A 14,006-nucleotide genomic window follows, 5' to 3' on the forward strand; every position below is an offset into this window, starting at 1 on the left:
ACGCATACCCCGCCCGCTCCCGGGTAGCCGCGCGCCCATGGCTCGAACAGCTCGTCGACACAGAACACACCCCATACGGCGGCGCACCCTCCTGCTCGGCCCGGCCGTGGCGGCCCTCGGCGCCGCCTCCGCCACCGGTTGCAGCCGGGTCGCGTCAGGCAACGTACTGGACCGGCTCAGATCCCAGGGCACCGTCCGCCTCGGCATCGCCGGCGAGGTGCCCTACGGATACGTCGACGACCAGGGTGAATTCACCGGCGAGGCGCCGGAGCTGGCCAAAGTGGTCTTCAAGCGGCTCGGCATCGGCCGCGTCCAGCCCGTGGCGACCGACTTCGCCTCCCTCATCCCCGGCCTGAACTCCCAGCAGTTCGACGTCGTCTCGGCGGGGATGTACATCAACAAGGAGCGGTGCGAGCAGGTCATCTTCTCCGACCCCGAGTACCAGATGCTCGACTCCTTCATCGTCCGCAAGGGCAACCCCAAGAACCTCCGGTCGTACGAGGACGTGGTGCGCACCAAGGCCAGGTTCGCCACCGGCACCGGGTACGCGGAGATCGACTACGCCGTGGCGGCCGGGTACCCCGAGAAGGACATCGTCATTCTCCAGGATCAGGTGGCCGGGCTGAACGCCGTCGAGTCCGGCCGCGTGGACGTCTTCGCCGGCACGGCTCTGACGACCCGTGAGGTGGTGAAGAAGAGCCGCCGGGCCGAGGCGACGCCCCCCTTCGCGGCCGTCGTCGACGGCAAGAAGAAGATCGACGGCGGCGGCTTCGCCTTCCGCCCCACCGACACCGAGCTGCGCGACGCCTTCAACACCGAGATACACAAGATGAAGAAGAGCGGCGAGCTCTTCCGCATCCTGCGGCGCTTCGGCTTCACCGAGGCCGAGATGACCACTCTCACCGCCGAGGAGCTGTGCCGATGACCGCCGGACTCTGGCAGAACTGGGTACTCCCCGGCATCTGGATCACCATCCAACTGCTCGTCTACAGCGCGGCTCTCGGCGCGCTGGTCGCCTTCACCGTCGGCATGGCCCGCACCCACCGCTCCCTGCTCGTCCGCTTCGTGGCGGGCGCCTACACGGAGATCTTCCGGGGCACGTCGGCGCTGATCCTGATGTTCTGGCTGTTCTTCGTGGTCCCGCCACTGCTGGGCTGGCAGCTCGTGCCGATGTGGGCGGCGGTCCTCGCGCTCGGCCTGTCGTACGGGGCGTACGGCGCCGAGATCGTGCGCGGCGCCCTCAACTCCGTACCCACGGCGCAGCGGGAGGCGGGCGTCGCGCTCAGCTTCACGCCGTGGCAGCGGATGCGGCTGGTGGTGCTGCCGCAGGCGGTGCCCGAGATGATCCCGAGCTTCTGCAACCTGCTCGTCGAACTGCTCAAGGGCACGGCGCTGGTGTCGCTGCTCGGGGTCGGTGACGTGTCCTTCGCCGCGTATCTGGTGCGCCTGGCCACCCAGGAGAGCGCGCAGATCTACTCCATCATCCTGGTGATCTACTTCGTGATCGCGTTCGTCATCACCCGTTCCATGAAGGCCCTCGAACGGAAGACCAAGGCCAACCTGGGGGTGATGGCCAAGTGACCTGGGACTGGTCCGCGGTGGCGGACTTCATGCCGCGCTTCTGGGACGGGCTGCTGGTCACCCTCCAGGTGCTGGTGCTCGGCTCGCTGATCTCCTTCACCCTCGGGCTGGTGTGGGCGGCCGGTTTCCGGGCGCCGAGCCGGCTGGTGCGGTGGCCGGTCAACGTGGTGACCGAGTTCATCCGCAACACGCCGCTGCTGGTGCAGCTCTTCTTCCTGTTCTTCGTCCTGCCGGAGTGGGGGGTGCAGTTCTCGGCGCTGACCACCGGAACCCTCGCCATCGGGCTGCACTACTCGACGTACACCGCACAGGTCTACCGGGCCGGCATCGACGCCGTGCCCGTGGGGCAGTGGGAGGCGGCCACCGCGCTGAGCCTGCCGGCCCACCGGACCTGGTTCGCGGTGATCCTGCCGCAGGCGCTGCGCCGGATCGCGCCGGCGCTCGGCAACTACGTCATCGCGATGCTGAAGGACACGCCGCTGCTGGCCGGCATCAGCGTGCTGGAGCTGCTCCAGCAGTCCCGGCTGGAGAGCGCGTCCACCTTCCAGTACACCGAGCCGCTCACGGTCGTCGGTGTCGCCTTCGTCCTGATCGCCTACCCGGCTTCCCTCTTCGTACGGTCCCTGGAGCGCCGCCTTGTCAAGTGAACCCGTCCGCAGTGAACTCATCCGTTTCGAGAACGTCAGCAAGCGCTTCGGCGAGAACACCGTCCTCGACGACCTGTGCTTCTCCGTAGAGGAAGGCCGGCACGTCACGCTCATCGGGCCGTCCGGCTCCGGCAAGACCACGATCCTCCGGATGCTGATGACCCTGGAGCGCCCGGACTCGGGGACCATCCGGGTGAACGGCGGCCAACTGTTCCCGGCCGACGAGAAGCAGCGGCGCGAGACGCGCAAGAAGATCGGCATGGTCTTCCAGCAGTTCAACCTGTTCCCCAACATGTCCGTGCTGCGCAACATCACCGAGGCCCCGGTGCGGGTCCTCGGCCTGGACAGGGACGAGGCCGAGCAGCGCGCCCGGGAACTGCTGGACCTGGTGGGGCTGGCCGACAAGTGCGGCGCCAGACCCGCCCAGCTCTCGGGCGGCCAGCAGCAGCGGGTGGCGATCGCCCGCGCGCTGGCGATGCGGCCGAAGGTGCTGCTGCTGGACGAGGTGACGTCCGCGCTCGACCCGGAGCTGGTCGCCGGGGTGCTGGACCTGCTGCGGGACATCGCCAGGAGCAGGGACATCACCATGCTCTGTGTCACCCACGAGATGAACTTCGCCCGAGACATCTCGGACGAGGTCTTCATGTTCGATTCGGGGAAGGTCATCGAGTCCGGTTCGCCGGAGAAAATCTTCGCCGATCCGGAGCACGAACGTACGCGCGACTTCCTCGGTGCGGTCCTCTGACCTCTCATTACCGGCCGGAAGTGTGCCGTTGGCATATGCCCCCGTGTCCCGCCCCAGCGTATGCGTGTGGGGCGGGACAGTTTCTTGTCAACAGGAGCCCACGAAACGGCTCTTGGCGGCTATCGTGGTACGGAAGCTTGCGGTCACAACCTGGTAGGGGGAAACCGTGGCGCTGAAGCCCGAGCCGACCGCGCCGTTCCATTCGGTGCAGTACGCCCTGCGTGTTCTCGAAACGATCTCCAGGCACGGCGGTGGGGTGACCGACGTCCAGATCGCACGTGAGACAGGGCTCCCGGCCGGCCATCTGACCCCGCTGCTGCTGATGCTGCGCCGCGAGGGGTACGTCGAGCAGGTCAGCGACGGCGCCTATGTCGTGGGCGACTCCCTGGTGCTGCTGGGCTCGGGCGCCACGCGCCGCGAGGCCCTCCAGAACAAGCTCCAGGAGACGCTCACCGAGCTGCGCGACTCCGTCGGCGCCGCCGTCTACATCAGCCGGTACATCGACGGCGAGGTCAAGATCACCCAGATGGCCGACGGTCCGCACACGCCCAAGGTCAATGAGTGGGTCGACTTCCGCTCGGCCGCCCACGCCAGCGCGGTCGGGAAGTGCCTGCTGACCCAGCTCGACCAGAACGGCCGCCGCGACCACCTCTCCCGCCACAAGATCGCCCGCCTCACCTCCCGGACGATCACCAGCGAGAAGGTCCTGTTCTCCAAGCTGGACAGCCAGCCGCCGACCGTCCCGGTGCTCGACCTCCAGGAGTACGCCGTGGGCACGGTCTGCGCGGCGGTCCCGCTGACGGCCGGGTCGGCAGTCGGCTGCCTCGCCCTGTCGCTCCCGATCGAGCACGCGCACCGGCTCCGCTCGGCGGCGGACACGCTCAACCGCAAGGCGGCACCGGTGGTGCTCTCGCTGGCCCTCTAAACCTCCCGGGGCCGTACTGTGAGCCAGCTCACGCCCTCGTGGTCGGAAGCACCCATCGGACCAGGTAGTATTAACTCTGTCAGCAGGCGCCGCTAGCTCAGTTGGTTAGAGCAGCTGACTCTTAATCAGCGGGTCCGGGGTTCGAGTCCCTGGCGGCGCACAGACGGAGAAAGCCCCTCGCGAAAGCGGGGGGCTTTCTCGTGCTCGGGAGTCCGACCTCACGCGCGGAGGAAGGCGAGCACGGCCAGGACCCGGCGGTGGGTGTCCTCGGCCGGCGGCAGGTTCAGCTTCCCCAGGATGTTGCCGATGTGCTTGCCGACCGCCGCCTCGGTCACCGTCAGCCGCCGCGCGATCTCGCCGTTCGAGTGACCTTCCGCCACCAGGGCGAGCACCTCACGCTCGCGCGGCGTCAGCGCCTCCAGCGGATCACGGTGCCGGCGCAGCAGTTGGCGCACGACCTCCGGGTCCACCACCGTGCCACCCGCCGCGACCCGTGTCAGGGCGTCCAGGAACTCCTCGACATGGCCGACCCGGTCCTTGAGCAGGTAGCCCACACCGGTGCCGTCGCCCGACTCCAGCAGCTCGGCGGCGTACGCACGCTGGACGTACTGGCTGAGGACCAGCACCGGCAGGGCGGGGCGCTCGGCGCGCAGCGCCACGGCGGCGCGCAGCCCCTCGTCCCGGAAGCCGGGCGGCATCCGCACGTCGGTGACCACGATGTCCGGGTCGTGCTCGGCGACCGCGCCCTGCATGGCGGCCGCGTCGCCGACCGCCGCGACGACCTCGTGGCCGAACCGGGCGAGGAGCCCGGTCAGCCCCTCGCGCAGCAGCACACTGTCCTCGGCCAGGACTATCCGCAGAGGGCTCGGCACGGGATCTCCACTCGCAGCACGGTCGGCCCGCCCGTCGGGCTGTTGATCGCCAGTCTGCCATCGAGGACGGCGATCCGGTCGGCCAAGCCGGTCAGACCGGTGCCTTTCCCCGCGTCCGCACCACCCGTGCCGTCGTCCTCCACCTCTATATGGAGCAGCTCGCCGCCGTGCCGGGCGGTGAGCCGGGCCCGGCCGGCGCCGCTGTGCTTGCCGATGTTGGTGAGCGCCTCGCAGACCGCGAAGTACGCGGCGCTCTCGACGGGCGGCGGGAGGCGCGGCAGGTCGAGGTCGGTGTCCACGGGGACGGCCGACCGGTCGGCGGCGTCGGTCAGGGCGGCGCCCAGGCCGTAGTCGGCGAGGACCTGGGGGTGGATGCCGTGGATCAGCTCCCGCAGCTCGGTGAGGACCCGGCCGGCCTCGTCGTGGGCCTTGGCGAGCTGGTCGGCGAGCGGACCGGGCGGGGCATCGAGCCGGGCGAGGCCGAGGGTCATGGCGAGGGCGACCAGCCGCTGCTGAGCGCCGTCGTGCAGGTCGCGCTCGATGCGGCGGCGCTCGGCCTCGAACGCGGCGACCAGGCGGGCGCGGGAGCGGGTGACCTCGCCGATGCGGCGGCGCAGCTCGGTGTCGCGGGGCGCGAGGAGGAGCCGGGTCAGCGCGGCGCGGGCACCGGCCAGGGCGCCGAGCGGGTAGAGCAGGGCGGGCAGCAGGAGCAGCCCGCACAGGGCGGCCGCGAAGGCCACCGGGTACGTGGTGACCAGGGGGCCCTTCAGCACCCGCACCTCGTGCCCGTCCAGGGCGAGCCCGAGGGGCGTGGCCATCAGGGCGAGCGGCGCACCCAGGGCCACGGCGAGGGCGAGCAGCTCCAGGGGCCACAGGACGCAGCCGTGCAGCAGCGCGTACGCCAGCTCCCGCCAGGTGGCCTGCTCCCGCACCCGTACCCGGAGCCAGGCCCACAGCCCCGGCTCTTCCGGTATCCGGTGCGGGTCGGCGGCCGGGTTGGTGTCGACGAGCCGCAGCCGCCACCGCTCGACGCCGCCGAGGGCGACCCCGGTGAGCAGCAGCAGCGGCGCGCCGACGAGCACCAGCGAGAAGGCGGCCAGCACCAGCAGCACGGCCAGCACGGGTACGCCGACGAGCACGCCGCTCGCCAGGTAGCCGGCCGACCGCCAGGGCCAGCCGCCGCGCAGATAGTCACCCCTGGTCAGGGCCTGCCAGGGCGTACGGGGATCCATGGGAATCACGGTAGGCGCCGGGCTCACGGCGCCACCATGGCCCCAGCGGGGGTACGCGGGGTATGGCAGGCCCTACCAGCCGCACGGCGGCTGTCCCTGCCCGTCCGTCAGAACTGCACGTCGGAGCAGGCGTAGAAGGCGTTCGCCGTGTCCGCGATCGTCCAGACGGCCAGGATCAGGTGCTTGCCGGTCTTGCCGCTGGGGATCGTCCCCTGGTGGGTGAGCGTGGACGGCGGCTGCTGGGCGTTGTACGGGACGGTCAGGAACGGCTGGGGGTCCAGGGCCGCGCGGGTGAGCGGCGCGGTGCGGTTCCAGCCGTTCTTGGTGATGAAGTACTTGAAGTCGGTGGTGCGGTGCCGGGCGGTGAACTGCCAGCGGAAGGTGTAGCTCTGACCGCCGGTCACCTTCGTGGCGGGCCAACTGCCGCCGCGCGGGTCGTCGAGCTGGGCGAACTGCCCGTTGCCGCCGGCGCAGATCCTGCCGTCGGCGGGGCCGGCGGCCGGGAAGCCCTTGGGCCCCTCGACCGACTGGGGCTCCCACTGGATGTTGCCGCAGTTGGTCACGGTGCCGTTGGCGCAGAGCTTCTGACGGCTGATCGGGGAGTCGGTGTAGCCGTGGCTGCTGGCGCTGCCGGTGGCCACGAGGGAGACCCCGGCCACGCCGAGGGCCACCACGGCCGCGCCTATCTTGTGTCGCATGCTGTTGCTCCAGGTGGACGTGGGGGAAGTTCCATGAGCCGTGCTGCACGCGTGCGGGTGGTGCCGGTGGTGCCGGTGGCACCACGGGTGGGGATTGCGGTCTAGACCAAGTTCCAATGTATGGATGCCAGTTGAGCATGTCCATACCAATCACGGGCCTTCGACCGGACCACTCCTGCCCGTGTAGAAGGCCACCGTCAGGTCCTTGACCAGCGCCTTGCGGTCGTAGTCGTCCAGCTCGACCAGACCACGCGTGGTCAGCCGGTGGACCATGTCGTCCACCGCGTCCACCACCGACGTCAGCACCGTGTCCCGGTGCTTGGCGTCGATCGCCGCGACCCGGCGCCGCTGCATCGCGGCCGCGATCTCCGGCGCGTACTCGATCCGTGTCGGCTGCGCCGAGAAGACGTCGATCCCGACCGGGGCGCACTCCGCCGCCAGCATCCGCGTCAGCGCCTCCCCCACCACCTCCGCGTCCCGCAGCGTCGGGGCGTCCTCATGGAAAGCGTCGGCCGGGAGCCGCGACAGCACCCGGGCCATCGCCGACTCCACCTGCTCACGCAGGTACTGCTCGTGGTCCGCGACCCCGAGCGCCGCCCGCACCGTGTCCCGGATCCGCCACACCACCAGCACCACCACCCGCAGCGCGGTGCCGTTCGCGTCGACGGCCGGGAGCGGCTCGCTGCGCCAGTGCCGCAGCCGTACGTCGATCCGGCGCCGCAGCAGCAGCGGGCTCACCCACATGAGTCCCGTGCGCCGCACGCTGCCCCGGTAGTCCCCAAACAGGGTGAGGACCCAGGCGTACCCGACCCTCCCGCGCCCCAGCCCGCCGAACGCGAACAGCACCACCAGCACGCCCAGCGCGAGCACCGCCCAGATCCCGAGCGGGATGCCGTGGTACGGGCGCGACGGCAGCCCCAGCATGCCGGTCACCGACGCGGGCACCGCCCCGGTCCACCACAGCAGCGCCGCGCACCCCGCCAGCGCGACCGCCCCGGCCACCACCCCGGCCCACCCGGGCAGCACCGGCCCGGGCCGCTCGGCCAGCTCGGAGTCGGCGACCGGCCCGCCCCGCCGCACCGGCGCGGGCACGCCCGCAGCGGCCGGTTCCGCCGGTGCGGCAGGCGCCGCCGGCGCCGCCGGTGCCGCTGGTGCCGCTGTCACGGCCGGGCGCACCTCCGTGGTCACTCTGCTCCCCCGCACGACCGTGACCGGTCCGGTGGTGTCCACCGCTCCCGGGTCCGGCTTCCCGTCGTCCCGGAACAGCAGATGCACCGGGATCGTCCCGGTGGTCTCGCTCCCGATCACCGGGACGCGCCGACCGGCCGTCGCCCCGCCGCCCTCCGGCGTCGCCGTACTCAACCCTGCCTCCTCGTGGTCGTTCATCGGAACAGGCGCCGCCAGGTCTCGGGGCCCGGGTAGCCGTTGGCGGCGGCGCCGCGCCAGCCCTGGGCCCGCTGGAACGCCTCGACGTTGCGCCGGTCCGCCTCGCTCCAGCGCGGCCCGGGCCCCGAGCGGTAGTGGGCGCCGAAGCCCCGTTCCACCAACCGGCGCCCGAGCCGCTCGACGTGCTCGTTGGACTGGCCGGGCCGGAAGTACGCGCGGCCGGGGAACGCGGGCGCCGAGGCGGCCGCACCGGAGCTGGAAGGGATGTCGCGCCCCTGCCCCTTGACCAGCAGCCGCCAGGTGTCCGGGCCGGGCAGCCCGTCCGCGTCCCGCCCGGTCCAGCCCTGCGCGCGCTGGAAGGCCCGCGTCGCCTTGCGGTCCGCCTCGCTCCAGCGCGGCCCGGGCCCCGAGCGGTAGAACCGCCCGCCGCCCCGCTCGACGAGCATCCGCCCGAGCCGCGTGACGTACCGGTTGTTCGCCCCCGGCCCGAACGACGCCCGGCCCGGGTAGGCCACGGACGCGCCGGGGCTGCCGGGGTTGCCGAGGGTTCCGCCACTCAGGCCCTTGTAGCGGTAGGCGACGTAACGGCTGGAGTTGTTCCAGTACGCCATCGGGGTGGCCAGCCTGCGGGCGTGCGGCCGGGTCTGCTCGTAGGCCGTGTAGAAGGTGTGCGTGTAGTCGGTCCAGCCGCCGAAGATGGTGACGTGCGAGCCCCGGTTGGGGTCGGCCGGGTTGTGGAAGAGCAGGATGTCGCCGGGCTGGAGCTCGGAGCGGTCCAGCCGGGTGCCGAAGCGGTCGAGGGTGCCGGTCCATTCGTTGCCGGCGAGGTTCCAGGCCATCGACACGAAACCCGAGCAGTCCTGGCGGTATCCGTCCGTCCAGTACTTCTCCATGGAGTACGGGACCTTGGCGGCGACCCAGCGCTTGGCCCGGTTGATGATCTCGGCCCGGGTGGACCTGCGCAGGGACGGGGCGGAGGCGTGGCCGCCCGTCGGCCCGGCGTGCGGGCGCCCGTGCAGCGGCCCGGTGCCGCCCTGCGGGGTTTCCGCGTCCGGGTCGTCCCGGTCCCGGCCGGGGCCCACAGGGCCGGCGGGACCGGCGGGGCCGGCCGGGTGGGCGGCCGCGACGGCGCCGCCGCCGAGGGCCACCCCGGCGGCGGTGACCAGCACCAGGGCGCGGCGCGCGCCGTGCGCGGCGGGGTGGCCGCCGGACCGCACGGCCAGGCGGAGCGCGGTCTCGCGGCGCTGCCGGGCGCAGCCGGTGCAGGGGCAGTCGGCGGGGGGCTCGTACTCCTCGAAGTCCGGTACGGCGGCCATGCGGTTCCCCTCCAGGATCTTCCGGTGCTGCGGTACGGGCGCCAGTGTCTCAACTGTCCCGACATGTCGCATTTTGACGGTTGAAAGGGAAAAAACGGCTCGCCGACAGGCCGGGAGGGGCCGCCAATGATCACCGGGCGGGCCGCGGTGGTCCGGAGCACCCCTGGAGATCGGGTAAAGTTATGCAGGTCAGCAGGCGCCGCTAGCTCAGTTGGTTAGAGCAGCTGACTCTTAATCAGCGGGTCCGGGGTTCGAGTCCCTGGCGGCGCACGCGAGGCCGAGGCCCTCTCACCACGGGTGAGGGGGCCTCAGTCGTACCACTGCTCCCGGGAAGCCCCCAAACCGTGCCTATGCCCGGCAAACAGTCCGTTTCACCCTTGCGATCAAGAGTGGCGGGCGTAGACCCTATCCTGGAGCCGATGCCCCCCAATGGGGCATGAGGTTCGTGCAGTTGGGAGCAGTTACGGGGGATGCTCCGGTTGCGGGAACCGCGGGGTGGGGGCCCCGTTCACGACGGGATGCCGTGACAGGCATCATGCAACCGGAAGGTCGTCTTTCCCTGTCTACAGGGACGGTGGCCTGCCACTTGTGCGTCGGGACACGCCGGTCCAAGGGGGGACCGCGCGCTCCGGACGGAAACGACACGACCAATCACGCAGCCAGCATGCGTGCGGGGGGAAGACTCATGACGTCGACGCCGACCGGCGCCCGGCAGGACAACGACCCGTCCAGGACCACCCAGCTCCGGGTACCCCCGCAGCTCCGGACCGGCGGACCCCGGCAGCGCGCCGCCGCGAAGCCGCTGCCCCGCTACGACTACGAGCACTACAGCAGGCTCGCCGGACCCCTCACCCAGCCGGACCCGAACAAGCCGTACAAGGTGCAGTACCGCTCCCTGATCTCGCAGGAGCCGCACCGCATCCGGGTCGCGCTGATGCTCGCCGCCGCGCCGCTGCTCTCGCTGGTACTGCTGGCCTGGCTGCTCCAGCCCCAGCACTGGACCGAGCGGGACTACCCGGCCTTCGACTGGCTGCCGGCGCTCGACATGGTGATGCTCGTCTCGATCGGCCTGATCGAGTTCTTCCGCTGCATGAACGTGTTGTCGAACGCACACGCGACGCTGGTCGCCCGCGACCCGGTCCCGGTCGTTCCGGAATCCGGTACCCGGGTCGCCTTCCTCACCTCCTTCGTCCCGGGCAAGGAGCCCCTGGAGATGGTGACGAAGACGCTGGAGGCCGCCGTGAAGATCCGGCACCGCGGCCTGATGCACGTCTGGCTGCTCGACGAGGGCAACGACCCCGAGGTCAGGGCCGTCTGCGAGCGCCTGGGCGTGCACCACTTCTCCCGCAAGGGCATCGCGAAGTGGAACCAGCCCGCCGGTCCCCACCGCGCCAAGACCAAGCACGGCAACTACAACGCCTGGCTGGACGCGCACGGCGACAAGTACGACTTCTTCGCCTCCGTCGACACCGACCACGTGCCGCTGCCGAACTACCTGGAGCGCATGCTCGGCTTCTTCCGGGACCCGGACGTCGGCTTCGTCATCGGCCCGCAGGTCTACGGCAACTACGACAACTTCGTCACCAAGGCCGCCGAGTCGCAGCAGTTCCTCTTCCACGCGCTGATCCAGCGCGCGGGCAACCGCTACGGCGCGCCCATGTTCGTCGGCACGTCGAACGCCGTGCGCATCAAGGCGCTCAAGCAGATCGGCGGCCTGTACGACTCGATCACCGAGGACATGGCGACCGGCTTCGAGATCCACCGCCACAAGAACCCGGCGACGGGCAACAAGTGGCGCTCGGTCTACACCCCGGACGTCCTCGCGGTCGGTGAGGGCCCCAGCGCCTGGACGGACTTCTTCACCCAGCAGATGCGCTGGTCCCGGGGCACGTACGAGACGATCCTCAAGCAGTACTGGAAGGGCTGGTACTCGCTGCCGCCGAGCAAGCTCTTCAACTACACGATGATGATCATCTTCTACCCGATGTCCGCCCTGAACTGGATCCTCGCGGCACTCAGTTGCGCGCTGTTCCTGGGCCTGGGCGCCTCGGGTGTGAACATCGACCCGACCGTGTGGCTGATGCTCTACGGCAACGCCTCCGCGCTCCAGATCGGCCTGTACGTCTGGAACCGGCGGCACAATGTCTCCCCGCACGAGCCGGAGGGCTCCGGCGGTGTGGCCGGCATGGTGATGTCCGCGCTGTCCGCGCCCCTCTACGCCAAGGCGCTGCTCGACTCCGCCCTCCGCCGCAAGAGCAAGTTCGTGGTCACCCCCAAGGGCGACTCGGCGAGCCCGGACCGATGGTTCGCGACCTTCCGCTACCACTGGTACTTCATCGGTATCTTCGGTGCCTCCATGGCCGCCGGTTTCATCTTCGGGCACTCCCACCCGGCCATGATCATCTGGGCGTCGTTCGCCACACTGATCACCGCGACACCGATCTTCGCCTGGCGGTACATGCTGCGCCAGGAGAAGAAGCGCCCCAACCGGCACCGGAGCGGACAGCCGCATCCGCCCGCACCGGCCGTGGACCACGCGCCGCAGGCCAAGCCGAGCTGGGCCGAGCAGAACGACACCATGCAGATCGCCCTTGGGGGACGTAACAAATGAGCAGCCTGCCCGTCCGGCCCAACCACCGGAGGAACCGCGCCCGTCGCATCCTGATAGGCACGGCGGTGGTTGCTGTGGTCGCCGGGTTCAACGGACCGGCCCTGTACCGGTACGGCTCGGAGCAGTACCACGAGTACACGATCAACAAGCCGGAGTACAAAGCCGCCAACGGCCACTGGGACTTCCTCGACGTCCCCTCCGAGTTCCGGATCAACACCATCCACGCGGCCCTGCTGCACACCGGCAAGGTGCTGCTGGTCGCGGGGTCCGGCAACAACCAGAAGAACTTCGACGCGAACAAGTTCGAGTCGGTCCTGTGGGACCCGAAGACGAACAAGTTCAAGAAGATCCCCACCCCCAAGGACATGTTCTGCGCCGGGCACACCCAACTGCCCGACGGGAAGCTGCTCATCGCCGGCGGTACCAAGCGGTACGAGAAGCTCAAGGGTGACGTCACCAAGGCCGGCGGCCTGATGATCGTCCACAACGAGGACCCGGACAAGCCGATCACGCTGCCCGCCGGGACGAAGTTCACCGGCAAGGCCAACGGCAAGACGTTCGTCTCCAAGGACCCGGTCCTGGTGGAGAAGGCCGAGAAGGTCTTCGACAAGGCCACCGGCCGCTTCCTGCGCACCCAGCCGGGCCTGGGCCGGATCTACGTCGAGGCCGAGGAGTCCGGCAAGGAGTTCGAGACCGGCACCGAGGACAACTACAAGGTCGAGGGCCTCAAGGGCAAGGACGCCCGCAACGTCTACGGCATGGCGCAGAAGCTCGCCCTCGACAAGAAGGACTTCCAGGGCATCAGGGACGCCTTCGAGTTCGACCCGGTCGCCGAGAAGTACATCAAGGTCGACCCGATGAACGAGGCGCGCTGGTACCCGACGCTGACCACGCTCAAGGACGGCAAGGTCCTCGCCCTCTCCGGCCTGGACGAGATCGGGCAGATCGTCCCCGGCAAGGACGAGATCTACGACCCGAAGACCAAGACGTGGAAGTACACCGGGATCGAGCGCCGCTTCCCCACGTACCCGGCGATCTTCCTGATGGACAACGGCAAGCTGTTCTACTCCGGCTCCAACGCCGGGTACGGGCCCGCCGACGTCGGCCGTGACCCGGGCATCTGGGACCTGGAGACCAACAAGTTCGACAAGATCCCCGGCCTGAGCGACGCGGACAAGATGGAGACGTCCGCGACGGTCATGCTGCCGCCCGCGCAGGACCAGCGGTTCATGGTCATCGGCGGCGGCGGGGTCGGCGAGTCGCAGGAGTCCAGCGAGAAGTCCCGGCTGGTCGACCTGAAGGACCCCAGCCCCCGCTTCAAGGACGGCGCGTCCCTCGACAAGGGCACCCGCTACCCGAGCGCCTCGCTGATGCCGGACGACACCGTCCTGGTCACCGGCGGGTCGGAGGACTACCGGGGCCGCAGCGACTCCAACGTGCTGGAGGCGCGGACGTACGACCCGAAGACGGGTACGTACACGCGCGTCGCCGACCCGCGGGTGGGGCGCAATTACCACTCCGGTTCGGTGCTGCTGCCCGACGGGCGTGTGATGATCTTCGGCTCGGACTCGCTCTTCGCCGACAAGGCCAACACCAAGCCGGGCGTCTTCGAGCAGCGCATCGAGATCTACACCCCGCCCTACCTCTTCCGGGACTCCAAGCCCAGGATCACCGGTGGCCCCAAGACGATCGAGCGCGGTGACAGCGGGGTCTTCGAGACCCCGGACGCCACGAAGATCAAGACGGCCAAGCTGATGCGGCCGAGCGCCGTCACCCACGTCACGGACGTCGACCAGCGCTCGATCGCCCTGGAGATGAAGAAGACGGCCAAGGGCATCGAGGTCACCGTCCCGAAGAACCGCTCCCTGGTCCCGTCCGGCTGGTACATGCTCTTCGTCACCGACGACAAGGGCACGCCGTCCGAGGCGGTGTGGGTCGAGGTTCCGTAGCACGTACGTGAGAAGGGGCGCCCCCCGCAGGGGGGCGCCCCTTC

General features: G+C 70.1%; 11 protein-coding genes, 2 tRNA genes and 1 pseudogene. 9 read left to right on the top strand and 5 right to left on the bottom strand.

The window, feature by feature from the left end:
* Positions 1–37 precede the first annotated feature (37 nt).
* From ehuB to AB0J57_RS28055, 6 genes are all read left to right on the top strand, one after another.
* Positions 38–925 (top strand): ectoine/hydroxyectoine ABC transporter substrate-binding protein EhuB, encoded by an 888-nt coding sequence (gene ehuB, locus AB0J57_RS28030; protein WP_366131115.1) that lies wholly within the window; start codon positions 38–40, stop codon positions 923–925.
* The gene (ehuC, locus tag AB0J57_RS28035; protein ID WP_366131116.1) at positions 922–1,581 is read left to right on the top strand and encodes an ectoine/hydroxyectoine ABC transporter permease subunit EhuC; all 660 of its coding nucleotides are present in this window, start codon (positions 922–924) and stop codon (positions 1,579–1,581) included. Before ehuB ends, ehuC begins: the two co-directional genes overlap by 4 nt.
* Entirely contained in the window at positions 1,578–2,228 is a 651-nt protein-coding gene (ehuD, locus tag AB0J57_RS28040) for an ectoine/hydroxyectoine ABC transporter permease subunit EhuD (RefSeq protein WP_366131117.1), read from the top strand. Before ehuC ends, ehuD begins: the two co-directional genes overlap by 4 nt.
* Positions 2,218–2,973 carry an ectoine/hydroxyectoine ABC transporter ATP-binding protein EhuA gene (ehuA, locus tag AB0J57_RS28045; protein ID WP_366131118.1) on the top strand — a complete coding sequence of 252 codons (756 nt, stop codon included), beginning with the start codon at positions 2,218–2,220 and terminating at the stop codon, positions 2,971–2,973. Before ehuD ends, ehuA begins: the two co-directional genes overlap by 11 nt.
* A gap of 166 nt (positions 2,974–3,139) precedes the next feature.
* The gene (locus AB0J57_RS28050) at positions 3,140–3,898 is read left to right on the top strand and encodes an IclR family transcriptional regulator C-terminal domain-containing protein (protein ID WP_366131119.1); all 759 of its coding nucleotides are present in this window, start codon (positions 3,140–3,142) and stop codon (positions 3,896–3,898) included.
* Positions 3,899–3,984: 86 nt separating this feature from the next.
* Positions 3,985–4,058 (top strand) — tRNA-Lys (locus AB0J57_RS28055).
* 58 nt (positions 4,059–4,116) lie between these two features.
* Here AB0J57_RS28055 and AB0J57_RS28060 read toward each other — a convergent pair.
* The 5 genes and pseudogenes from AB0J57_RS28060 to AB0J57_RS28080 all read right to left on the bottom strand — a co-directional run bounded on the left by AB0J57_RS28060 (position 4,117) and on the right by AB0J57_RS28080 (position 9,402).
* Entirely contained in the window at positions 4,117–4,770 is a 654-nt protein-coding gene (locus AB0J57_RS28060; protein WP_366131120.1) for a response regulator transcription factor, read from the bottom strand.
* Entirely contained in the window at positions 4,749–6,002 is a 1,254-nt protein-coding gene (locus AB0J57_RS28065; RefSeq protein ID WP_366131121.1) for a sensor domain-containing protein, read from the bottom strand. Before AB0J57_RS28065 ends, AB0J57_RS28060 begins: the two co-directional genes overlap by 22 nt.
* A 107-nt stretch (positions 6,003–6,109) precedes the next feature.
* Entirely contained in the window at positions 6,110–6,700 is a 591-nt protein-coding gene (locus AB0J57_RS28070; RefSeq protein WP_366131122.1) for a lytic polysaccharide monooxygenase, read from the bottom strand.
* A gap of 150 nt (positions 6,701–6,850) precedes the next feature.
* A pseudogene (locus tag AB0J57_RS28075) lies at positions 6,851–8,026 on the bottom strand (SPFH domain-containing protein); the annotation flags it as partial.
* Between the two features lie 56 nt (positions 8,027–8,082).
* A complete protein-coding gene (locus AB0J57_RS28080) occupies positions 8,083–9,402 on the bottom strand; it encodes a peptidoglycan-binding protein (RefSeq protein WP_366131123.1) in 1,320 nt (439 codons plus the stop codon).
* 196 nt (positions 9,403–9,598) lie between these two features.
* Between AB0J57_RS28080 and AB0J57_RS28085 the strand changes: the two genes are divergently transcribed.
* From AB0J57_RS28085 to AB0J57_RS28095, 3 genes are all read left to right on the top strand, one after another.
* A tRNA-Lys gene (locus tag AB0J57_RS28085) sits at positions 9,599–9,672 on the top strand.
* Between the two features lie 415 nt (positions 9,673–10,087).
* Positions 10,088–12,013 carry a glycosyltransferase family 2 protein gene (locus tag AB0J57_RS28090; RefSeq protein WP_366131124.1) on the top strand — a complete coding sequence of 642 codons (1,926 nt, stop codon included), beginning with the start codon at positions 10,088–10,090 and terminating at the stop codon, positions 12,011–12,013.
* On the top strand, positions 12,010–13,962 hold the full coding sequence (locus AB0J57_RS28095) for a galactose oxidase-like domain-containing protein (RefSeq protein ID WP_366131125.1): 1,953 nt from the start codon (positions 12,010–12,012) through the stop codon (positions 13,960–13,962). The genes AB0J57_RS28090 and AB0J57_RS28095 overlap by 4 nt, the downstream gene beginning before the upstream one ends.
* Positions 13,963–14,006 lie beyond the last annotated feature (44 nt).

Source organism: Streptomyces sp. NPDC049837 (assembly GCF_040674455.1).
In the GTDB taxonomy this organism is placed as follows: Bacteria; Actinomycetota; Actinomycetes; order Streptomycetales; family Streptomycetaceae; genus Streptomyces.